The organism is Sphingobium sp. AP49, assembly GCF_000281715.2.
Taxonomy (GTDB): Bacteria; Pseudomonadota; Alphaproteobacteria; order Sphingomonadales; family Sphingomonadaceae; genus Sphingobium.
The window spans coordinates 2278208-2299289 of sequence record NZ_CP124576.1 but is presented as its reverse complement, the minus strand read 5'-3'; the positions used below and the strand labels follow the sequence as shown (position 1 = coordinate 2299289).

General features: G+C 62.1%; 20 protein-coding genes. 8 read left to right on the top strand and 12 right to left on the bottom strand.

Annotation, left to right across the window (positions count from 1 at the left end):
- Positions 1-22 precede the first annotated feature (22 nt).
- Positions 23-1195 (top strand): Yip1 family protein, encoded by a 1173-nt coding sequence (locus tag PMI04_RS11165; protein WP_007709392.1) that lies wholly within the window; start codon positions 23-25, stop codon positions 1193-1195.
- A gap of 64 nt (positions 1196-1259) precedes the next feature.
- Positions 1260-3065 carry a diguanylate cyclase gene (locus PMI04_RS11160; protein WP_007709390.1) on the top strand — a complete coding sequence of 602 codons (1806 nt, stop codon included), beginning with the start codon at positions 1260-1262 and terminating at the stop codon, positions 3063-3065.
- On the opposite strand, the gene PMI04_RS11155 is transcribed toward PMI04_RS11160, so the two are convergent.
- On the bottom strand, positions 3054-3740 hold the full coding sequence (locus tag PMI04_RS11155; protein WP_007709388.1) for an ABC transporter ATP-binding protein: 687 nt from the start codon (positions 3738-3740) through the stop codon (positions 3054-3056). The two genes, PMI04_RS11160 and PMI04_RS11155, sit on opposite strands and share 12 nt — an antisense overlap.
- Entirely contained in the window at positions 3733-4983 is a 1251-nt protein-coding gene (locus PMI04_RS11150) for a lipoprotein-releasing ABC transporter permease subunit (RefSeq protein WP_007709386.1), read from the bottom strand. The genes PMI04_RS11155 and PMI04_RS11150 overlap by 8 nt, the downstream gene beginning before the upstream one ends.
- Positions 4984-5562: 579 nt before the next feature.
- Between PMI04_RS11150 and PMI04_RS11145 the strand changes: the two genes are divergently transcribed.
- On the top strand, positions 5563-6033 hold the full coding sequence (locus tag PMI04_RS11145) for an Hsp20 family protein (protein ID WP_193378300.1): 471 nt from the start codon (positions 5563-5565) through the stop codon (positions 6031-6033).
- Between the two features lie 130 nt (positions 6034-6163).
- Here PMI04_RS11145 and PMI04_RS11140 read toward each other — a convergent pair whose 3' ends face one another.
- The 8 genes from PMI04_RS11140 to ccmC form a co-directional block, all read right to left on the bottom strand.
- Complete coding sequence (locus PMI04_RS11140) at positions 6164-8092, bottom strand: potassium transporter Kup (protein ID WP_007709383.1); 1929 nt, start codon at positions 8090-8092, stop codon at positions 6164-6166.
- A 130-nt stretch (positions 8093-8222) separates the two neighbouring features.
- Entirely contained in the window at positions 8223-8864 is a 642-nt protein-coding gene (locus PMI04_RS11135; RefSeq protein WP_007709382.1) for a hypothetical protein, read from the bottom strand.
- On the bottom strand, positions 8861-9271 hold the full coding sequence (locus PMI04_RS11130) for a cytochrome c-type biogenesis protein (RefSeq protein WP_007709381.1): 411 nt from the start codon (positions 9269-9271) through the stop codon (positions 8861-8863). Before PMI04_RS11130 ends, PMI04_RS11135 begins: the two co-directional genes overlap by 4 nt.
- Complete coding sequence (locus PMI04_RS11125) at positions 9268-9795, bottom strand: redoxin family protein (protein ID WP_007709380.1); 528 nt, start codon at positions 9793-9795, stop codon at positions 9268-9270. Before PMI04_RS11125 ends, PMI04_RS11130 begins: the two co-directional genes overlap by 4 nt.
- Positions 9792-11717, bottom strand: a complete 1926-nt coding sequence (locus PMI04_RS11120) for a heme lyase CcmF/NrfE family subunit (RefSeq protein WP_007709378.1) — start codon at positions 11715-11717, stop codon at positions 9792-9794. The genes PMI04_RS11125 and PMI04_RS11120 overlap by 4 nt, the downstream gene beginning before the upstream one ends.
- Before the next feature lie 31 nt (positions 11718-11748).
- Entirely contained in the window at positions 11749-12195 is a 447-nt protein-coding gene (ccmE, locus tag PMI04_RS11115; RefSeq protein WP_007709376.1) for a cytochrome c maturation protein CcmE, read from the bottom strand.
- Positions 12192-12323, bottom strand: coding sequence for a hypothetical protein (locus PMI04_RS11110; protein ID WP_007709374.1), 132 nt, complete (start codon positions 12321-12323; stop codon positions 12192-12194). The genes ccmE and PMI04_RS11110 overlap by 4 nt, the downstream gene beginning before the upstream one ends.
- A gap of 6 nt (positions 12324-12329) precedes the next feature.
- A complete protein-coding gene (gene ccmC, locus PMI04_RS11105; protein ID WP_007709372.1) occupies positions 12330-13052 on the bottom strand; it encodes a heme ABC transporter permease CcmC in 723 nt (240 codons plus the stop codon).
- Positions 13053-13250: 198 nt separating this feature from the next.
- Between ccmC and purF the strand changes: the two genes are divergently transcribed.
- Positions 13251-14711: an amidophosphoribosyltransferase gene (gene purF / locus PMI04_RS11100; RefSeq protein WP_238535907.1), complete on the top strand. Its 1461-nt coding sequence runs from the start codon at positions 13251-13253 to the stop codon at positions 14709-14711.
- 93 nt (positions 14712-14804) lie between these two features.
- Positions 14805-15518 (top strand): SDR family NAD(P)-dependent oxidoreductase, encoded by a 714-nt coding sequence (locus PMI04_RS11095; RefSeq protein WP_007709368.1) that lies wholly within the window; start codon positions 14805-14807, stop codon positions 15516-15518.
- Here the strand turns inward: PMI04_RS11095 and PMI04_RS11090 are convergent, their stop codons facing one another.
- Both PMI04_RS11090 and PMI04_RS11085 read right to left on the bottom strand, forming a co-directional pair.
- Positions 15519-16784, bottom strand: a complete 1266-nt coding sequence (locus PMI04_RS11090) for a cyclopropane-fatty-acyl-phospholipid synthase family protein (RefSeq protein WP_037486309.1) — start codon at positions 16782-16784, stop codon at positions 15519-15521.
- A gap of 37 nt (positions 16785-16821) precedes the next feature.
- Positions 16822-18198 carry a deoxyribodipyrimidine photo-lyase gene (locus PMI04_RS11085; RefSeq protein ID WP_007709364.1) on the bottom strand — a complete coding sequence of 459 codons (1377 nt, stop codon included), beginning with the start codon at positions 18196-18198 and terminating at the stop codon, positions 16822-16824.
- A gap of 197 nt (positions 18199-18395) precedes the next feature.
- On the opposite strand from PMI04_RS11085, the gene PMI04_RS11080 reads away from it, so the two are divergent.
- The 3 genes from PMI04_RS11080 to PMI04_RS11070 are packed head-to-tail and all read left to right on the top strand — an operon-like array spanning position 18396 to position 21073.
- Positions 18396-18881: an RNA pyrophosphohydrolase gene (locus PMI04_RS11080; protein WP_007709363.1), complete on the top strand. Its 486-nt coding sequence runs from the start codon at positions 18396-18398 to the stop codon at positions 18879-18881.
- 42 nt (positions 18882-18923) lie between these two features.
- Complete coding sequence (locus PMI04_RS11075; protein WP_037486334.1) at positions 18924-19823, top strand: DUF481 domain-containing protein; 900 nt, start codon at positions 18924-18926, stop codon at positions 19821-19823.
- A 41-nt stretch (positions 19824-19864) separates the two neighbouring features.
- The gene (locus PMI04_RS11070; protein WP_007709361.1) at positions 19865-21073 is read left to right on the top strand and encodes a hydrolase; all 1209 of its coding nucleotides are present in this window, start codon (positions 19865-19867) and stop codon (positions 21071-21073) included.
- Positions 21074-21082: the final 9 nt, after the last annotated feature.

The following is a 21082-nucleotide window of genomic DNA, read 5'->3' as shown; positions in this document are numbered from 1 at the left end:
CCAGAGAACAGGGAGGACGCTCATGTCGGATAGCAACCCGGTTTCCACCCCACCCGGCATCGTCGATCGGGCCAAGGCGATCATCCTGCGGCCAAAGGACGAATGGTCGGTGATCGAGGCCGAACCGGCCAGCATCGGCGGAATCTATACTGGCTATGCCATGATCCTGGCGGCGATCCCGCCGCTTGCCACGCTGATCGGCGGCCAGCTTTTCGGCCATGGCCTGTTTGGCTTTTCCTGGCGCCCGCCGCTGATCGGCGCGATCGGCATGGCCATCGCCCATTATGTCCTGTCGCTGATCGGCCTTGCGGTACTGGCGATCATCATCAATTTCCTCGCCCCCAGTTTCGGCGGCCAGCGCGACAAGCTCAAGGCGTTCAAGATTTCGGCCTATTCGGCGACCGCAGGCTGGCTGGCCGGCATCTTCTCGCTGATCCCGGGGCTTGGGATGCTCGGTCTGCTCGGGCTTTACGGCCTCTACCTCCTCTATCTCGGCCTGCCCCGGCTGATGAAGGTGCCTGAACAGAAGGCTCTACCCTATATCATCGTCACGCTGGTTGCGGGCGTCCTGCTCTTCATCCTCGCCAGCCTGCTCGCCATGCCGTTCAGCGGCCTGTTCGGCGGCCAGGCCCGGCCGGACGAGACCGGTGGCGAAATGGTGATACCCGGCATCGGCAAGATCGATGTCGACAAGATGGACGCCGCCAGCAAGCAGATGGAGCAAGCCGCCAGGCGGATGGAGGAGGCGACCAAGAATGGCAACGCCGCCGCGATCGCGCCCGATGTGCTGCAGGCCTTGTTGCCTGAGAAGATCGGCCGCTTCACCCGCACGGAGATCGAAAGCAGCGGCATGTCCGCCGGCACCCATGCCAGCGCCCGTTATCAGGCGGGCGAGGATGAGATCGAGCTTGAGGTGAACGACATCGCGGTCGCCGGCGCCTTTGCCGGGATTGGCGCGGCGCTTAACATCCAGTCGAACAAGCAAACAGCCAATGGCTATGAGCGAACCCAGACCATCGACGGCCGCATCGTGACTGAGGAATGGGACAAGGGCAGCCGCCATGGCAAATATGCGACCACCCTCGCCAACCGCTTCATGATCGAGGCGGAAGGCACAGCCGCGAATATCGATGAAATCAAGGCTGCGGTGAACGGGCTGGACCTTGATCGGCTGACCGCGCTCGCCGCAAAATAGGCAATGCCATGACGTCGTTCGCGTAACGAATTGCCAAGCTATCGGACCTAGGTTAGGCGCCATCATGCGTTTATCCACGATCACCAACTGGGCCTATGGGGCCACCGTCCTGCTCACCCTGGCGTCCGGCACGACGATGCTGTTCGCATCGGGGGCCGAGCAGCGCGAGCGCGCCGCCGTCGCCCAGCGCGCCAATTTCGATCAGCTCACCGCCACGCTGGAGGAGGATGTCTATCGCCTGACCGAACAGGCGCGCGGCTATGTCATTTCCGGCGACCCCAGCCATCTGGTGGTCTATCGTCGCGAACAGGAAGCCCTGCGTTCGGTCGAGGATCGCATCCGCCATCTCAAGGATGCGGGCGCCAACGAGAATGAGCTGAACGCGCTGCGCCAGGCCCTCCAATGGTCCGATGCCCTGGCCGACGAACAGGATGTCGCAATCAAGGCGGCGCAGGCGGGCGACGACAAGACAGCCCGCACCATCTTGTTCGGCGACGAATATGGCCGCGAGTTGGACCGGGTTGCCGCTCAGGTCGGTCGTTTCCAATATATGCTGGACCATCGCACCGACACGGCGGTGCAGAGCGCAACCGATACGGCGCGCCAGTGGCGGACCATGTCGGAAGTCATGCTGGGCGTCACCGCCCTGCTGTTCCTGTGCGTACTCTATTTCGTGCTGAAACAGCGCATCCTGCATCCCGTCGTGCGTCTAAGCGATGTCGTCACCCGTCTTGCCGCGCAGGATTTCGCGGCAGTCCCGCCCGATTTCCCGCAGGTGGACGAGATCGGCGATATGGCCCAGGCGATCCGCATCTTTCGCGAAAATGGCCTGGAGCGACAGCGCCTGGAGCAGGAGCGCGATGTCGACCGCACCATGCGGGACCTGTTGTCCCGCATGACCCAGCGATTGCAGGGGTGCGACAACACCACCGACCTGGTCGAGGTTGTTCGCCGCTTCACGCCGGAGATCACGCCCGACTTCCCCGGCCGCCTCTATATCCACGATATCCGGCGCAACATGATGCTGCAGGCGTGCGACTGGCTTTCCCCCAGACAGTCACGCAGTGACTTCCCGGCCTCGGCCTGCTGGGCACTACGCCGCGGCCAGGTACACAAGCCACGCGGTGAAATGGTCGACATCGCCTGCGAACATCTGGAAGGCGAGACCGCGATCCCGACGATCTGCATCCCGCTCGCCGCCCAGGGCGAGAGCATTGGCCTGCTCTATTTCGAGCAGACCAAGGCGATGGATGCCGAGCATCTCGACCGGGCTGAAAAATATCTGGAAATGCTGGCCGAAAATATCGGCCTCGCCCTCGCCAACCTGCGCCTGCGCGACGCGCTGCGCGAAATGGCGATGGCCGACGCACTGACCGGCCTGCCCAACCGCCGCCATTTCGACGCGATGTTCGAGGCGCTGGTGGACGAGGCGGAACGCAACCACGCCCCGCTCTCCTGCCTGATGGTCGACATCGACCATTTCAAGCGGTTCAATGACAATCATGGCCATGATGCCGGCGACGCGGTGCTGCGGGCGGTCGGTGCCGTGCTGGGCGACTCTTTGCGCGAACAGGGTTTCGCCTTCCGCCTGGGCGGTGAGGAATTCGTCCTGCTGATGCCGGGGTTCACGCTGGAACAGGCATTGACCCGCTCGGCTCAGATCCAGCAGCGCATCCGCGACCTGCGGGTCGATCATCGCGGCCAGGAGTTGGGACCGATCACCGCGTCCTTCGGTCTCGCAGCCTGGCCCGATCATGGCGCCGCCATCCGCATGGTCACCACCGCCGACGCCGCGCTGCTGCGCGCCAAGAGCGAGGGGCGCGACCAAATCATCGTCGCGACCGCGCGCGAAGGCTTGCTACCGGGCTGACGCCTCTTCCAGCCGGCCTTCGTGCAGGCGGACGACGCGGTCCATCTTCTGCGCCAGCCGTTCATTATGGGTGGCGACCAGGGCTGCGGATCCTTCCCCCCGCACGAGACGGAGGAATTCGGCGAGGACGACGTCGGCGGTGCGCTCGTCCAGATTGCCGGTCGGCTCGTCGGCCAGCACCAGCGCCGGGCGATTGGCCAGGGCACGGGCCACCGCGACGCGCTGCTGCTCGCCGCCCGACAACTGGCTTGGCCGATGGTCCAGCCGATGGCCGAGCCCCAACGCGGTCAGCAGCGATTCCGCCCGGGTCCGCGCCGCCGCCATGGTCGCATCGCGGATCACCTGCGGTAGCACGACATTCTCGGTGGCGTTGAAATCGGGCAATAGGTGGTGGAACTGGTAAACAAAGCCCAGCGCATCGCGGCGCAGGCGGGTACGCCCATCATTGTCGAGCTTCGCCGCCTCCTCGCCGGCGATCCGGATCGACCCGTCAAATCCCCCCTCCAGCAAGCCGACGGCCTGCAGCATGGTCGATTTTCCCGATCCCGACGGCCCGAGCAGCGCGACGATTTCGCCCGGCCCGACGGTCAGGTCGACGCCGCGCAGCACGTCGATCGTGACTCCGCCCTGGGTGAAGCTACGGGACAGGCCAGTGACCTTGAGGACATCATTCATAGCGCAGTACCTGGACTGGATCGGTGTTGGCGGCCTTGAAGGCCGGATAGAGGGTGGCAAGGAAGCTGAAGACCAGCGCCATGATGCAGATGATCGCAATTTCGACCGGATCGGGCTTGGACGGCAATTCGGTTAGGAACCGGATCGACGGATCCCACAAATTCTGCCCTGTCACGAACTGGATCGCATTCACCATGCTCTGGCGGAAGAAGAGGAAGGTGAAGCCCAACACCATGCCCGCCACCATGCCCAGCGTGCCGATGGTAACGCCCACGGTCATGAAAATCTTGACTAGGCCCCCGCGACTTGCCCCCATGGTTCGCAGGATCGCGATGTCGCGCGTCTTGGCACGCACCAGCATGATCAGCGAAGACAGGATGTTGAATACGGCGACCAGCACGATGATCGAGAGCACGACGAACATCGCCACCCGCTCGACCGCCAGCGCCTCGAACAGGCTCGCATTCATCTGCCGCCAGTCCTGGACGACGGCCCGCCCCGCCACCTTGGCGGCCAGCGGCTCCAAAATCGGTCCGACCTTGTCGGCATTGACCGTCTCGACTTCGATCATGCTGACGACATCGCCCAGCAGCAACAGCGTCTGCGCATCCTCGATCGGCATGACGACGAACGCCTTGTCATAATCATAGACGCCGACCTCGAAGATGGCGGCAACCTGATAGGATATCTGGCGCGGCATGGTACCGAACGGGGTTGCCCGACCGGCCGGGTTCATGATCGTGATGCTGTCGCCTACCTGGATACCCAGATTTTCCGCCAGCCGGACGCCAATGCCCACCTTCCCGCCATTGGCGGTCAGGGCGTTGAGATCGCCGGCAACCACCTTGCCCTTCAGCGTCTTGTTGTTGCGAATGTCAGGCACGGTCATACCGCGAACCAGCACGCCTTCGACCCGTCCCTGAAAGACAGCAAGCAGGGGCTGCTCGATCAGCGGGGTTGCGCTGGTTACGCCAGCTGTAGCCTTCGCGTCCTTCAGCACATCCCGCCAGTCGGGCAGTCGCCCGCCATAGCCCTGAACCACGGCATGGCCATTAAGGCCAACAATCTTGTCGAACAGTTCCGCGCGGAAACCGTTCATGACGCTCATCACGATAATGAGGGCAGCGACTCCAAGCATGACGGCGGCCAGGCTGATGCCGGCGACGAGGAAGATGAACCCCTCCCCCTTGCCTGGCAGCAAATAGCGCTTGGCGATCATGCGTTCGTAGCGGGATAGAATCATGGTGGCGCGAACGGCCCTTCTTGGAATGATCCGGCCGGTCTAGCAGGCTGTGTCATGACGGCAAGCATTGCAGGAATGTTGCACTCGGGACACAGGGCGTCACAGAAAATCACAGCAGTCGGATTTAGCCCGTGACAGGGGCCTGCGCCGGTCATAGCAAGGCACTCGAAGCACAGGCAAAAGGCCGTGGTTCAGGGATACTGCTTCCCACTTCGAGCTTAGGGGGCTGAGAAGTCGGTAGAGGCAGGCCAAGGGGGAGACGAGCAATCGTCCATTAAGTGCCCGGATCGCGAAAGCGGTTCGGGCACTTTTTCTTTGGGTCATTGCGGCATGTCGTGCGCGAGACTTTTCTGCGTATCTCTGAATGCTTCGCGATATTTTGTCCTTTGGCCAACAATCTTGGGCCGATCTTGGCTTGACGAGCCGCCGCGCGGATCGCGCCATTGCTTGGTCGGGCCTTGAAAGCCGAAAGAACCCAACCATATCAACCATGTCCGGTCGCCATCAGGGGCCGGGCAATGCCATTGCCGGATGCCGACGGATCGGGTCCGGCGCGATCATTTTGCTCTTTTGGAGATTATGACCATGCGAGGTTTCGACCTGACCCCCTATCGCCGCTCGACCGTTGGTTTCGATCGTCTGTTCGACCTGATCGAAAATAATGCACGCCTGCAACAGGGGGACAATTACCCTCCCTTCAACATCGAGCGCCTATCCGACGACCGCTATCGCGTGACCTTGGCCGTCGCGGGCTTCCGTCCCGATGAAATCGACATCACCGCCCAGCAGAACCTGCTCCAGGTGGTCGGCCGCAAGGAGGAATCCACCGCCGCCGATCGGACCAAGTTCCTGCATGTCGGCATTGCCAACCGCAGCTTCGAGCGCCGTTTCGAGCTGGCCGATTTCGTCCGCGTCGAAAAGGCGGACCTGGCCGACGGCCTGCTGGTGATTGAGCTGGTGCGCGAAATACCCGAAGCGATGAAGCCCAAGAAGATCGCCGTCAACGGCGGCCAATTGGTCGACATCAACGCGGATCGCGACGCCGCCTAATCTTGCCGCGCAGTTGAACGAGGGCGTGGCCATTGGGCCGCGCCCTTTTTTATGCTCATTTGGAAACAATCACAGCCCATCGTTCCGCTCTGAACGGTGTGAACTTTGATATATGAAATGATCTTCCCAGTCAGATCTCGACTTGGCTACCCAGTTCGACCACACGATTTGTCGGTAGACGGAAAAATTCCATCGCGCTTTCCGCGTTGCGCAGCATCCAGGCGAAGATTTTTTCCCGCCACAACGGCATCCCCGGCTTGGCCGAGGGCAACAAGGTCTGGCGCGCGAGGAAGAAGCTCGTATCCATCATCTTGAAGGCCTGCCCACAGCCTGTGACATTCTTGAGCGCGGCGGGAACGTCCGGCTCCTGCATGAAGCCATATTGCAGGACAAGGCGGAAGAACCCCCGGCCAAGATCCTCCAGCTTGCAGCGGCCGTCATCCTCGACCACCGGCACGTCCTTGATCTTGACCGTCAGCAGGATGACCCGCTCGTGCAGCACCTTGTTGTGCTTCAGGTTGTGCAACAGTGCATGGGGCACCCCATCGGGCGTCGACGTCATGAAGACGGCGGTGCCGGGTACCCGCACCGCGCTGTTGGCGGCCGATGCGACAAAGACGGGAATGGGCATCGCCGCTTCGCGCAACCGATCCTGCACCAGGCGGCGGCCCCGCGACCAGGTGGTCAGCAGGGTGAAGATGATGAAGCCGATCAGCAAGGGGAACCAACCGCCATCGGGCACCTTGGTCAGGTTCGCCGCCAGATAGGCCCCATCCACGACATAGAAGACCAGAAGCAGCGGCGCGGCAAAATACCATTTCCAGTGCCAAAGCCGATAGAGGACGACGGTAAGCAGCACATTGTCGATGAACATCGCGCCGGTCACCGCAATGCCGTATGCGGCGGTCAGGTTGGACGATGTCTGGAACACCAGTACCAGCAGGATGACCATGATCATCAGACCCCAATTGATGAGGGGAATGTAGATCTGCCCGGCCGTCGACGCGCTGGTATGTTCGATCCGAAGACGCGGCATGAACCCCAGCTGGATCGCCTGCTGCGTGACCGAGAAGGCCCCGGATATCACCGCCTGCGACGCAATGATCGCCGCCAGCGTTGCAAGACCGATCAAGGGCAACTGCATCCATTGCGGCGCGAGGTTGTAGAAGGGGCTGTGCAGCGCAGCGGCGCCTTCGCGGAACAACAGGGCACCCTGCCCCATATAGTTGAGCATCAGCGCGGGGAGGACGAAGACCAGCCAGGACACGCGGATCGGACTGCGACCGAAATGGCCCATGTCCGCGTACAGCGCCTCGGCTCCCGTCACCGCCAGTACGACCGATCCCAGCGCCAGGAAGGCTGGCAATGGGTCTGTGACGAAGAACATGACCGCCCAATAGGGATTGAAGGCATAGAGGATGCCCGGCGTCTTGATGATGCTCAGAATGCCAAGCGTCGCGATGGTCACGAAATAAAGCAACATGATCGGACCGAACAGCGTCGCGACCTTGTTCGTGCCCAGCCCCTGGATCCAGAACAGCCCCAGCAGGATGAGTACCGCGACGGGCAGGATCGCCGGTGCGAGATTTGCATTATAGACCGCCAGGCCTTCGACCGCCGATAGCACCGACACCGCTGGCGTGATCATCGAGTCGCCATAGAAGAGGGCGGTCGCAAAAACGCCCAGCAGGACGATGCCGCGCGACCAGCGCTGCGTCTTCGTCTGCCCATTGATCAGCGCCAGCAGGGCAAGGCTACCGCCTTCGCCCTTATTGTCCGCACGCATGATGATGCTGACATATTTCAGCGTCACCACCAGCATCATCGACCAGAACATCAGGCTGATGACGCCCAGGATATGGTCGGGGTCCAGATCCAGATGGTGGTGGCCCGCAAAGGTCTCGCGGAATGCGTAAAGCGGGCTGGTGCCGATATCACCGAAGACGATGCCGATGGCGCCCACAACCAGCTTCAGCGTGGCTTTCTGGCGCGCATGGCCGTGCTCATGCTGCTCATCGCCGTCCAGCGCCGTGGATCGGGCTGCGGCTTCGTCAGTCATGAAGGAAACGGTCAATGATCATTGCCATGTCGCGACCCTGCAGGGTGATCCTCATTAGAACGTTAAGTCCCGCAAACCGCCGCGCCCTACCATGGGTGTGGAGTCCACGCAATGCGGGTGCTGCAGCGCATCATTGCGCAGGGCCACCCGCCGCCAGCATGGCATCGATACGTCCGATGTTCGCTTCCAGTTCCGCCTTGACCTGGCTCCCTGCCGGTGCACTGCGCGCCAGCGGTAGCCAAAGATCGCGTGCGGCCTGCAACTGGCCTGCGCGCGCGAGCGCCAGGCCATAGAAATAGCGCGGCGCCGGCCCTGCCGGATCAAGGCGCAATGCCTGACGATAGGCGTAATCGGCCGATGGCGACACGACCCCATCGGCATGCGCGACCAGTGCATTGCCAAGGCCGAGCCAGAGATTGGGATCATCGGGTGTCTGCTTCAGGCCGGACAGCAGGATATTGGCCGCCTCTTTCGTCAGCCCCCTGCGACCATAGGAATCGGACATGATGAGCCACTGGCCTGCGGGGCCATAGCGTTCGGCCAGACCGCGTCGTTGCTCGGCAAGTTTCTCGTCAAACTGTACTGCCCCGCCATCCGCAAGCTTGCGTGGAGCACCGGGCAATCCTGGATGGCCCTGCCAAGCATAACCCGCCAAGCCAAGCAACAGTGCCGCAGCGACAATTTCACGCGCGGACCGTGGCATCCGCCCCACAAACAGCAGGAGCAGAAAGGCTAAGGCTCCGATGCCAAAAGCAATGATCCAGCCGCTCATGACCGCCTCCGCCGCTTGATCCGGCCCCGCAGCAGCAGCAGGCCCATGCCCAGCAGCGCTATCGGCGCCGCCCATAGCGGCCACAATATCGGCGCCGCCGTCGGCGCATAACTGACCCAGTCGCCATAGCGCTGGATAAGCCAGGTACGGATATGTTCAGGCTCCTCGCCTGCCATGATCCGCTCGCGTATCTGTGAGCGCATGTCCCCGGCCATACTGGCGTTGGAATCTGCGATCGATTGGCTCTGGCAGGTGAGACAACGGATTGTTTCCATCAGCGCCTTCGCCTTGCGCTCCAGTGCCGGGTCATCCAACTGCCGATCCGCATAGGGCGCGGGTGGCAGCGCGGTCTGTGAATGGACAGGTCCGGCGAGCAACAGCAGAAGAAAAGAGAGGTACAGCCTCATTGCGCCTCCTTCAGGCGATGCAGCAGCATTGGCACATCGTCCGAGCGAATGTCGCCGATATGCTGATAGGCTATCCGCCCGCGGCCATCGATCACAAAGGTTTCCGGCACGCCGGATGAACCGAGCGCTATCTGCACGCCGCTGCGTGCATCTAGGCCGATGCGGCTATAGGGGTTGCCGTTGCGTGCGAGGAATGCGTCGACGTCGGGGCGCGCATCCCGGATCGCGATGGCGTCGATTTCGACGCCAGCGTTCTTCAATGCCATCAATTGCGGTGCTTCGGCGGCACAGGGCACGCACCAGCTGGCAAAGATGTTGAGCAGACGGGGGGCGCCAGTCGCAAGTTGGGCGCTCGCCAGCGCCGGTCGATCACTCGCCGCCGCCGGCAATGTGAAGGCAGGAAGCGATTGACCGATCAGCTTGGAAGCGATGACGCGATCATCGGGCTTGAACAGTCCGCTGGCGAACAATCCGAAAAAGCCAAGAAACAGGAACAGCGGCAGCCAGATGAGCCATTTCCTCATGCCGCCGACCTCGCACGCCATCTATGCAGCCATCCCCGCCGTTCGTGCCCGATCAGCGACAGGAGGCCACCCAGGGCAATCAACGCACCACCCAGCCAAATGAGCGTCACGAACGGCTTCCACCAAATCCGCATCTGCCATCGGCCATCATCCGCCTCCTGCCCCAGCACAACATAGAGCTGGCCATTCCAGCGGGTTAGCAAGGCAGCTTCTGTCGTCGACGTTGGCGGCGCGGTAAAGAAACGGGATTGTGGATGGATCATAACGGCATCGCCGCCCCGGTTGACCGCGATATCAGCCTGCAACGCAGTCCAATTATCGCCGGCGATCGGCATGATTCGTTGGAAATACAGGGTCCAACCTGCCGTCTCGATCCGATCGCCGGGACGCACCGCGACCAGCTTCTCTACCGTGAAGGCCGAATCGCATGCCATGCCTGCCACACTGACCGCGCAGCCCAGGTGGGCGATCACCATCCCATAGGTGAAGAGCGGCGTCCGCCGAAGCTTGCGCTTCCACAACGGCGCAAGCGATCCAAAGCCAACAGCCAATGCAATGACGAGGCCGAAATAGGGCAGCAGGCCGATGCGCCCCCACGCCAGCGCCCCCAGCAGCGCCGCCACGATCGCGGCGACAATGGCGGGGACAAGCATCCGCTGGGCCACGACCCTTGCCTGGTCGCGTCGCCAGCGGGTCAAGGGGCCGGCCGCCATGGCGATCAGCAACAGCAGCGCGATCGGGCCGGCTATCCGGTCGAAATAGGGCGCCCCGACGGATACTTTGTGGCCAAACGCCTCCGTCATCAGGGGATAGAGCGTCCCTATCAACACAAGCCCAAGAATGACCGACAACAGGAGGTTGTTGACCACCAGCATCGTTTCCCGGCTAACCAGCTCGAACGGTGCGCCTTCGCGCACGGTGCCGATCCGCCATCCGAACAGCGCCAGCGCACCGCCGATGTAAAGTGCCAGCAATCCCAGGATGAAGCTGCCCCGTTCCGGGTCGACCGCAAATGCGTGAACGCTGGTCAGGATGCCCGACCGCACCAGAAAGGTTCCGACCATCGACATAGAGAAGGCGATGACCGCCAGCATGACCGTCCAGGCGCGCAACGCATCACGTGTCGCGAGCACGGTCACGCTGTGCAGCAACGCAGTCGCCGCCAGCCATGGCATCAGCGACGCATTTTCGACCGGGTCCCAAAACCACCAGCCGCCCCAGCCCAATTCATAATAGGCCCAATAGCTGCCAGCCGTGATACCCAACGTCAGCAGCACCCACGCGCCCAGAACCCAAGGGCGCATGGCGCGCGCGAAGGCCGCATCGACCTGGCGCGTCAGCAGCGCCCCCACGGCAAAGGAGAAGGCCACCGACAATCCGACATAGCCAAGATAGAGCGTCGGCGGATGGAAGGCGAGGCCCGGGTCCTGCAACAGAGGGTTGAGCCCCTGCCCGTCGGTCGGCGGCGATGCAATCCGTGCAAACGGGTTCGAGGAAAAAAGCAGGAAGGCGTAAAATCCGAGGCTGATCGCCGCCTGGGCGCCGAGCGTCGCCATATGCGCGTCACGCCGCAACGCACGCTCGAATAGCGCCACCGCCGCGCCGGCGACGCCCATCACCGTCACCCACAACAGCATCGATCCTTCATGATTGCCCCAGGTGCCCGCAAATTTGTAGAGCCAGGGCTTCATGGAATGGCTGTTGCTGGCGACCAGCAGCACGGACATGTCCGACCGCAGGAACAATGTCACCAGCAGGACGAAGGCGAGACTCGCCAGCAGGCCCTGCCCCACCGCAACGGGCCTCACGGCATCAAGCAATTCGCTCTTGCCGCCCGCCGATCCGACACCAACGAGAAACAGCTGGAGCAACGCCAGCGCAGCCGCGAACCACAAGGCGGCCAACCCGGCTTCGGCAATCATCCGACCAGGGCTCCATCATCGCGCATGCCGGTCATGGCGTTGCCTTCATCTCGTGCGTGGTTTCATTATAGGTCATGCCATCCAGTTCGCGTGGCATGTAGCGCTCATCATGCTTGGCCAGAAGGTTGGTGGCGACGAAAACGCCTTCAGAATCGAACGCTCCCTCGGCCACGACGCCGCTGCCTTCCTTGAACAGGTCAGGTGCGATGCCCGTGAAACGCGCGGGCACCGTCGCTTTGCCATCGGTCACATCGAAACGCATCGTGACGCCATCGGCGGCATGTTTCAAACTGCCCTTGACGACCATGCCCCCCAGGCGAATCGCCTTGCCAGTGTCCACGCCCCTGCTCTTGACGTCGCTCGGCGCATAGAAATAGGCCGCTTCATCCTTCAACGCAGCCGCAGCGAGCAGGCCTGCCCCCACCAAGCCGACTAGCGCAACCAGCACCAGGATCAGCCGCTGATGCTTCGCCTTCATGGCTGACCAGACAACCGCTCGGCCCGCGCCTCAGCGACACGCATTGCCCGCCAACTGGCGAGGCAGACCGCCACCGTACCTATCGCCGTCACCGCATAGGCAGCGATCACGAAAGCCCACTGGTTCATTCCCTGCTATCCTCTCGCGAGGCGCTGCATCCGCGCCTCTATCTTATTCCGCGCCAATATGGCGCGCATCCGCATCAGCACTATCGCCACGAACAGCAAGGTAAAACCAAACATGGTAAGGCCCAGCGGCCACAACATCGAACCGTCGATGCTTGATCCCCGCATGGTGATGCTCGGCCCCTGGTGCAGGCTGTTCCACCAGACCACCGACCGGTTGATGATCGGAATGTTGATCGCGCCAACCAGGCCAAAGATTGCCGTGACGGAGCTGACCCCGCCCTGACCCTGCCGGCTGGAGGCATTCGCCAGTGCCATATAGCCCAGATAAAGAAAGAAGAGGATCAGCATCGACGTCATGCGGCCGTCCCACTCCCACCAGGTGCCCCATGTCGGGCGCCCCCAGATCGATCCGGTCATCAAGCAGATCGCCGTGAAGAGCGCACCGGGTGCAGCCATCGCTCGGCCCGCCACGCTGGCCAACGGATGCCGCCAGACCAACTGCATCAGCGCAGCCACGGCGATGCCGCTCCAACCTGCCATGCCGAGCCAGGCGGCGGGAACATGGATGTAAAGGATTCGCACCGTCTCGCCCTGCAGATAGTCGGGCGGGGTCACGAACAAACCACAGGACGCCCCCACGAGCAGCAACAGCAGCCCCGGCCAGAACAGCCATCCCGTCAATGGACGGGCGATCTTTAGGAAGCGGGCAGGATTGGCAAAACGGTGCATGAGTGAAGGTTTCTTAGCGATAGCCGGAGGCGAGCGCCAGTGGGCCGTTGCGCCCATTGCAACGCACGAAAACCCAGCGTTGCCACGATTGACAGGGTTTTTTGTTACAAGCAGGCGACAAACGGACCGGGAGGCACTATATGCGCGCCGACGACGTCCTTCGGGACGACAGGAACGGCTATGGACCCGCTCACACCCATGATCACGACAAACCCTTTCGACGACGACAAGTTGCGCGAAGAATGCGGCATTTTCGGCGTCTCGGGCGCAGAAACCGCATCCGCCATGGTGGCCCTCGGGCTTCACGCGCTCCAGCATCGCGGCCAGGAGGCCGCCGGCATCACCAGCTGGGATGGCCATGATTTCCATACGCATCGGGCGATGGGCCATGTTGCGGGCAATTTCGATCGCGACGAAGTGATTCGCGCTCTGCCTGGCAGTTGGGCATGCGGCCATGTCCGTTATTCAACCACGGGTGAGACGTCGCTGCGCAACGTGCAGCCGCTCTATGCGGAGCTGAGTTCAGGCGGCTTTGCGGTGGCCCATAACGGCAATATCTCCAACGCGATGAAATTGCGGCGTGAACTGATCCGCCGCGGGTCGATCTTCCAGTCTACCTCCGACACCGAAGTCATCATCCATCTGGTTGCGACTTCAAATTATCGAACACTGCTCGACAAGTTCATCGACGCGCTCAAGCAGGTCGAAGGCGCCTATTCGCTGATCGTGATGACCCCCGAAGGCATGATCGCTTGCCGCGATCCGTTGGGCATTCGCCCCCTGGTGATGGGCAAGCTCGGCGAATCGACCATTTTCGCATCGGAAACCGTCGCCCTCGATGTCGTCGGCGCGGACTATGTCCGTTCGATCGACCCGGGCGAACTGGTGATCGTCACCAATGACGGCGACACACGCTCGATCCGTCCTTTTGGCGACGTGCACCCCCGCCCCTGCATTTTCGAGCATGTCTATTTCAGCCGTCCCGACTCGATCGTCGACGGCTCCAGCGTCTATTCGGTCCGCAAGGCGATCGGCGCCCAGTTGGCGATCGAAAATCCGGTCGACGCCGATTATGTAATCCCGGTACCCGACAGCGGCGTACCTGCGGCAATCGGTTATGCCCAGCAGTCGGGCATCCCTTTCGAGCTTGGCATCATCCGGTCGCACTATATCGGGCGCACCTTCATCCAGCCAGGCGACAAGGTTCGGCACCTTGGCGTGAAGCTCAAGCATAATGCCAATCGTGCCCTGATCCAGGGCAAGCGCATCGTGCTCATCGACGATTCGATCGTGCGTGGCACAACCAGCCTCAAGATCGTCCAGATGATGCGCGAAGCCGGTGCAGCAGAAGTGCATATGCGCATTGCCAGTCCGCCGACCAAGCATAGCTGCTTCTACGGCGTCGACACGCCGGAACGGACCAAGCTCCTCGCGCACCGCCTGGACGTTGGCGGCATGCAGGACTTCATCCATGCGGACAGCCTGTCGTTCATCTCGATCGATGGCCTTTACAAGGCATTGGGCGAAGCCAAGCGGGCGGACATCCGTCCGCAATATTGTGACGCCTGCTTCACCGGCGATTATCCGACCACGCTCACCGACCAGGATGATGCCGTCGTAGAAAACCAGTTCGAGCTGCTCGCAGAGCGAGTCGTCTGAGACCTGATCGGCGGGGTCACCTGATCCCGCCATCCCCTCCCTATTTCCCCAAAAAGCGGCTCCGTGCCACAAGGCGGGGCGAACGGAGAGCCCATGTCTGATCTGCCCTTGTTCGGAAAACTCGCGCTTGTGACCGGCGCCAGCCGGGGCATCGGCGCAGCATCGGCCGAGGCATTGGCCGCCGCTGGGGCGCATGTCGTGCTGACCGCACGCACTTCGGGTGGCCTGGAAGAGGTGGAGGAGCGGATCCATGCTGCCGGTGGCAGCGCCACGATCGCACCGCTCGACCTGGTCGATGGCGACAGCATCGGCCGGCTGGCGCAGGCCATTTCGGGCCGCTGGAACGCCCTCGACATTCTGGTACTCAATGCCGCGACATTGGGCTCGCTCGCGTCGGTGCCGGCGATCGACGCCAAGGAATTTGCGCGTCTCATGACCCTCAACATCGCGGCGCCCCAAGCCTTGATCGCCGCCTTCGATCCCATGCTGCGCGCGAGCCAGGACGCCCGGGTGATAGCGCTGACCTCATCCGTTGGAACTGCCCCACGCGCCTATTGGGGTGCCTATGGCGCTTCCAAGGCCGCGCTGGAGATCCTGATCGGCGCCTATGGTGAGGAAATGAAGAACATATCCGCTATTCGGACCCATATCGTCGACCCGGGGGCCACCCGCACTGCCATGCGCGCCCGGGCGTTCCCGGGTGAAGACCCTGCGTCGCTCAAGGCGCCGTCTGTCGTAGGCGCCGCCATCGTCGAACTGGCGCTGAGCGATCAGCCCAATGGCTACCATATGCGCGTCGCGCCCTGATCAGGGCTGTTTGACCAGCGTCACCTGCGCCACATTGATCGTTCCACCCCGAAAACCACCCTCGCAATACATCAGATAATAGCGCCACAGGGCGACGAAATGCTGGTCGAAGCCGGCAGGAAGACGCCCTTCCTCGATACAGCGATCGAACCGGTCGCGCCAGCGCCGCAGTGTTTCCGCATAATGAAGGCCGAAGTGCCGCACGTCATTCCATTCCAATCCTGCGCGTTCGGCCAACATATGAAACCGGCTTTCGGACAGCAACATGCCGCCAGGAAAGATGTAAGTCTGGATAAAATCAGCGTTGCGGGCGTAGCTTTCGAAAATGGCATCGTCGATCAGGATATATTGAATGACGGCGCGTCCGCCCGGTTTGAGGAGGCGCGCGATCGCTGCCAGATAGTCGGGCCAATATTGCTGCCCGACGGCCTCCACCATCTCCACACTGACGATCGCGTCATACTGACCATCAGCGTCGCGATAGTCCGTCAGCAACACCCGCGCCCCCGATCCTAGTCGATCGCGCGCATAATCAGCCTGTTCGACTGAGAGGGTCAGCCCGTCATAGACCAGCGCACAACGTTCCATTGCCTGCTCGGCCAGTCCGCCCCACCCGCAACCAATTTCCAGCAGCGACTGACCATCACGCAGGTCGAGCCGATCCAGTATCGCATCGACCTTCCGGCGCTGCGCGCGCTCCAGTCCCTCGATCCGGTTTGCAGGATCCAAGAACAATGCACTGGAATAATGCATGTTCTGATCGAGCCACAGCGCATAGAAGTCATTGCCAAGGTCATAATGGAACGCAATATTCCGGCGCGATCCGGTGCGACTGTTACGACGTAGCCAGTGAAACAGCCTTGCCCCCCATCGCACCGGCCCCCGCGCCCGTGCGACCTTGCCGAGCGGCACCGCATTCTTCATGAACAACGCAAACAGCGACACAAGATCGGGGCTAGTCCATTCACCCGCGGCCCATGCACGATACCATCCAGCCGACCCACCCGTCCCGAGACGGACGAGCGCACGCCACCGGATCAGGGCCACAGTGCAATCAGGTCCTGGAGCACGCCCCCCTAGCAGGCGCCGCGTACCATCCGGCAAGGTCGCTTCGAGCGTGCCCCATTCCAGTCCCAGGTCGATTCGATCCAGCAGGCGATGGAAGAAAGGCGCCATCAGGCGAGCGACAAAACCGGTCTTCCGCTCAGCGGGCGGCCGCCGGATCGAAAGCGCGGACTTTCCGCGACGAGGGTCGATTGCGTTCATCAGAAGACTATTTGCCCGATGGCAAGCTATGCTGCAATCATGCCTTCATCGCACGATACGCGGCAAGCGCCCGTTCCCGTCCCTCGCGGTGCCCGATACATTTTGCGGGATAATCCGCCGGCCGGGCAGCATGGGCATCAGGATCATGGATCATATGATCGTCCAGTTGCGCAAGTTCCGGCACCCATTGGCGAATATATTGAGCGGCGTCGAATTTCTCCGACTGGCTGAGCGGTGCCATGATCCGGGTAAAGAGATTGGCATCGACGCCACTGCCGGCCACCCACTGCCAGTTCACGCTGTTATTGGCGTAGTCCGCATCAACCAGCGTGTCCCAGAACCATCGCGCACCGTGGCGCCAGTCAATCAACAAATGTTTTATGAGGAAGCTGGCGGCGATCATCCGAACCCGATTGTGCATCCAGCCCGTCTGCCAAAGCTGACGCATCCCGGCATCGACAATCGGATAGCCGGTCCGCCCTCGTTTCCAGGCATAGAAATCGCCCTTTGCCGCCTCTAGATCGCGCCAGCCCATGCCATCAAAAGCGGGCTGGGCATTTTCCGATCCATAGGTTGGCATCGTCCAGATCTGGTTATGCGCATAATCCCGCCATATCAGCTCTCTGAGGAAGATCATGGCATCTCCCTGCGCGTTGGCGGCCTGATGCCAGACTTGGGCTGGCGAGATTTCTCCAAAATGAAGATGCGGCGAGAGCCGCGACGTCCCCTCCCGCGAAGGCAGGTTGCGCGCGTCCGGATATTCATCAAGCTCGTCCATGAACGCGGACAGATGCGCCTCCGCGCCTTTTTCCCCGGGCGTCCAATCGGCATGGAAGGCGCTGGCCCAATCCGGGCTGCGCGGCAGCAGGGGCCAGTCATCCAGCGCGTCGCTGCGGGGCCAGCGCAACGGGGCCTGTATTTGAGCAGGCACTGGCTGCGGCACCGCCGGCGGCATATGCTCCATCAGCGCGCGCGCAAACGGCGTATATATTCGATAGGGCGTGCCACCGCCTGTACGGACCGCGCCGGCGGGCAGCAGCAGCGTTCCATCATGCAAACACAGGTCAAGGCGCTGCCCCACGGCCTTTTCCGCGTTCCGCCACCATGGCGCATAATGAGTAAGGGCATATACACTCTTCGCGCCGGTTTCCGCCGCGACTTGCGCCAGCACGTCCGCACTGCGACCACAGCGCAAGATCAGCCGTGATCCCCGTGCCCGAAGGCTCTCGTCCAGACTGCGCAGGCTATGGTGCAACCACCAGCGCGCCGCACCACCCATCGCCCATTGTCGTGGCCCATCGTCGTCCAGCACATAAACGGGAATAACTGGGCCTGCATGCGCCGCTGCGGCGAGCGCAGCCTGGTCGGAAAGCCGCAGATCTTGTCGGAACCACACAATGACGGGGGAAGGCATGGCGCTTCAATGCCCATATATTGCATGGGTTCCAAAGAAATTCCCATCGGTTCGTCCGGACCCGCCCGGCAAATCCGACGAAACCCCGATTCGCTCAATGGACGCGGGCATCTGGCGCGCTTATTCTACATCCTAAAGGAATGGGGCTATGGCGCAGCCAGGGGTCGGCTCGCACGCCAGAAGATGCAGGGGACAATATGGCTTCGAGGCCGAATGACGCGGAACTGAGCTACCGGCCATGTGTCGGCATCATGCTCGTCAACATGGATGGAAAGGTCTTCGTCGGCCAGCGCATCGACAATGTGGTTGAAGCCTGGCAGATGCCGCAAGGCGGGATTGACGAAGGCGAAGACGCCAGGACGGCGGCGCTGCGTGAGCTTGGTGAGGAAACCGGAATTCGTCCCGATCATGTCGATATCATTGCCAAGGCGCGGGACGAGCATTTCTATGATCTCCCGCCTGAACTGGCGGGCAAGCTGTGGGGCGGCAAATATCGCGGCCAACGCCAATATTGGTTTCTCGCGCGCTTTCTGGGGCAGGACAGCGATATCGACATCCAGACCAAGCATCCCGAATTTCGCGCGTGGAAATGGGCGATCCCGGATTCCCTGCCGGAATTGATCGTTCCCTTCAAACGCAAGCTTTATCGGGATATTCTGCAAGAATTCCGGGACTTGATCTGAAGGGGGGTTAAAATCCTCAGTCCGGCCGCTATGAAGCTAGGCATGCGATACTGCCTCGCCCTCATCCCTGCACTGCTTGCAGCCCCAGCCGCAGCCAATTCGCCTGCGCTCTTGCCGCCTTCCGTTCGCGAGATGATGGAAGCAGCCATAGCCAACGGCAACGAGACCGAAATCGCGACCGTCGCCAAGATCGCAAAGCAGACCAATCCCCAATCTGCGGACGAAATTCAGCGGATGGTGAACAGTTGGAAAGAGCGGACGAAGGCGACCCACGACACGGTGATACGCGAAGCCCGTTTCACCGAATTGTGGACCGGAAAATTTGAAGCAGGCGGCTTTCGATCGACCGGTTCCACGAGCGAAATCGGCATCAGCGCGGCGGCTCAGGTCAAGCGGGAAGGACTGCAGTGGAGCCATAAGCTCAGCGCCACCGTCGATTATCGCCGAGCGAACGGGATCACGTCCCGCGAGCGCTATACCGCCAGCTACGAGCCGCGCTATCAGTTCGATCCGCGCGGGTTCGCCTATGGCCTGACCCAATTCGAGCGCGACCCCTCGATCGGCTATGACGAACGTTACACTGCTTCGGCCGGCATCGGTTACAAGCTGGTGGTCAGCAAGCCGCTGGACCTGTCACTCGATGCTGGACCGTCGGTGCGACATGCCAAATATGTGATCGGCGAGCGGGAAACGAAGCTCGGCGCCCGTGCCTCGATGGACCTGGCCTGGCGCCTGACTCCCAACGTGACGTTTAAACAAACAGCGGCCGGCTATGCCGAAAGCGATGTTTTCTCGCTCAACTCATTGACGTCGTTGCAGACCAAAGTCAGCACCCGCTTGTCTGCGGGTCTCTCCTACACGGTTCAATATGAATCAGAGACTTTGCTGTCCGCACGAGACTTTGACACGCTCAGTCGGCTAACGCTCAGCTACGATTTCTGATCGGGGTGGAGCCGGCGACCCTGCTCTGATAGACCCCCGGGATGAACGGCATCCTCCCGTCCGAAATGGCCCTGCTGGAATGCGCAGCCGCCGCGCCGATGCTTGCGCAGGTGGAGACCTGGGCGGCGATAAATAGCGGGTCGCGGAATTTGACGGGGCTGAGCCATATGGCCAGTCTTCTGGCGGACGCATTTTCCGTTCTGCCGGGCGATCTCCGGCTGATCGACGCCGCCCCGGTCGAGGCCGTGACGCCCGAGGGCCATGTTTCGACGACCGAACAGGGGCGCCATCTCTTTCTGTCGGTTCGTCCGCAGGCACCGATACGTCTGCTGCTTACCGGGCACATGGACACGGTGTTCCCGCTCGATCACCCCTTCCAGGCGTTGCGCTGGCTGGAGCCTGGAGTGCTGAACGGCCCAGGGGTCGCTGACATGAAAGGGGGGCTTGCCGTCATGCTGGCGGCGCTGACGGCGATCGAAACGATGCGGGAAGCGGCGACGATCGGCTATGACGTCGTCATCAACAGCGACGAGGAAGTGGGGTCTCCGTCATCGGCCGCCCTGTTGCGCCAGGTCGCAGCGGGCAAGTTGGCCGCTTTCACCTATGAACCAGCCCTGCCCGACGGTACATTGGCAGGCGCGCGGGCGGGCAGCGGCAATTTCTCGATCATCGTCACAGGACGCAGCGCCCATGCCGGGCGCAATCCCGATGATGGCCGCAACGCCCTACTGGCCGCTGCCGACCTCGCGCTGCGGCTGAAGGCCGGCAGCGGCCCCGGCCTGTCCTGCAACCCCGCCAGGATCGACGGCGCCAGCCCCAATAATGTCGTGCCCGATCATGCCATATTACGGGTGAATTTCCGCCCCCGCACGGCAGCGGACGAGCGCGCTGCCCAGGCACTGATAGAGCATGCCATGGCCGACGTGGCGCGGAACCATGAGGTCGATCTTCATCTGCATGGTGGATTTGGCCGACCACCCAAGCCAATGGATGCCAAGGCCGAAAGATTGTTCGGCCTGGTCCGTCGCTGCGGTGCAGAATTGGGGCTGCCGATCGGATGGCGCGATACCGGCGGCGTTTGTGACGGCAATAATATTGCGGCCTGTGGCGTCCCCGTTGTCGACACGATGGGCGTGCGCGGCGGCAACATCCACAGCGACGCCGAATTTTTGATCGCCGACAGCTTGGCCGAGCGTGCCCAACTTTCCACGCTGACGCTGCTCCGGATCGCACAGGGACAATATAGATAGAGGGGATGG

Coding starts and splice junctions, on each gene's coding strand:
- PMI04_RS11165 (WP_007709392.1), top strand. CDS start 23: ATGTCGGATAGCAACCCGGTTTCCACCCCACCCGGCATCGTCGATCGG.
- PMI04_RS11160 (WP_007709390.1), top strand. CDS start 1,260: ATGCGTTTATCCACGATCACCAACTGGGCCTATGGGGCCACCGTCCTG.
- PMI04_RS11155 (WP_007709388.1), bottom strand. CDS start 3,740: ATGAATGATGTCCTCAAGGTCACTGGCCTGTCCCGTAGCTTCACCCAG.
- PMI04_RS11150 (WP_007709386.1), bottom strand. CDS start 4,983: ATGATTCTATCCCGCTACGAACGCATGATCGCCAAGCGCTATTTGCTG.
- PMI04_RS11145 (WP_193378300.1), top strand. CDS start 5,563: ATGACCATGCGAGGTTTCGACCTGACCCCCTATCGCCGCTCGACCGTT.
- PMI04_RS11140 (WP_007709383.1), bottom strand. CDS start 8,092: ATGACTGACGAAGCCGCAGCCCGATCCACGGCGCTGGACGGCGATGAG.
- PMI04_RS11135 (WP_007709382.1), bottom strand. CDS start 8,864: ATGAGCGGCTGGATCATTGCTTTTGGCATCGGAGCCTTAGCCTTTCTG.
- PMI04_RS11130 (WP_007709381.1), bottom strand. CDS start 9,271: ATGAGGCTGTACCTCTCTTTTCTTCTGCTGTTGCTCGCCGGACCTGTC.
- PMI04_RS11125 (WP_007709380.1), bottom strand. CDS start 9,795: ATGAGGAAATGGCTCATCTGGCTGCCGCTGTTCCTGTTTCTTGGCTTT.
- PMI04_RS11120 (WP_007709378.1), bottom strand. CDS start 11,717: ATGATTGCCGAAGCCGGGTTGGCCGCCTTGTGGTTCGCGGCTGCGCTG.
- ccmE (WP_007709376.1), bottom strand. CDS start 12,195: ATGAAGGCGAAGCATCAGCGGCTGATCCTGGTGCTGGTTGCGCTAGTC.
- PMI04_RS11110 (WP_007709374.1), bottom strand. CDS start 12,323: ATGAACCAGTGGGCTTTCGTGATCGCTGCCTATGCGGTGACGGCGATA.
- ccmC (WP_007709372.1), bottom strand. CDS start 13,052: ATGCACCGTTTTGCCAATCCTGCCCGCTTCCTAAAGATCGCCCGTCCA.
- purF (WP_238535907.1), top strand. CDS start 13,251: ATGATCACGACAAACCCTTTCGACGACGACAAGTTGCGCGAAGAATGC.
- PMI04_RS11095 (WP_007709368.1), top strand. CDS start 14,805: ATGTCTGATCTGCCCTTGTTCGGAAAACTCGCGCTTGTGACCGGCGCC.
- PMI04_RS11090 (WP_037486309.1), bottom strand. CDS start 16,784: ATGAACGCAATCGACCCTCGTCGCGGAAAGTCCGCGCTTTCGATCCGG.
- PMI04_RS11085 (WP_007709364.1), bottom strand. CDS start 18,198: ATGCCTTCCCCCGTCATTGTGTGGTTCCGACAAGATCTGCGGCTTTCC.
- PMI04_RS11080 (WP_007709363.1), top strand. CDS start 18,396: ATGGCTTCGAGGCCGAATGACGCGGAACTGAGCTACCGGCCATGTGTC.
- PMI04_RS11075 (WP_037486334.1), top strand. CDS start 18,924: ATGCGATACTGCCTCGCCCTCATCCCTGCACTGCTTGCAGCCCCAGCC.
- PMI04_RS11070 (WP_007709361.1), top strand. CDS start 19,865: ATGAACGGCATCCTCCCGTCCGAAATGGCCCTGCTGGAATGCGCAGCC.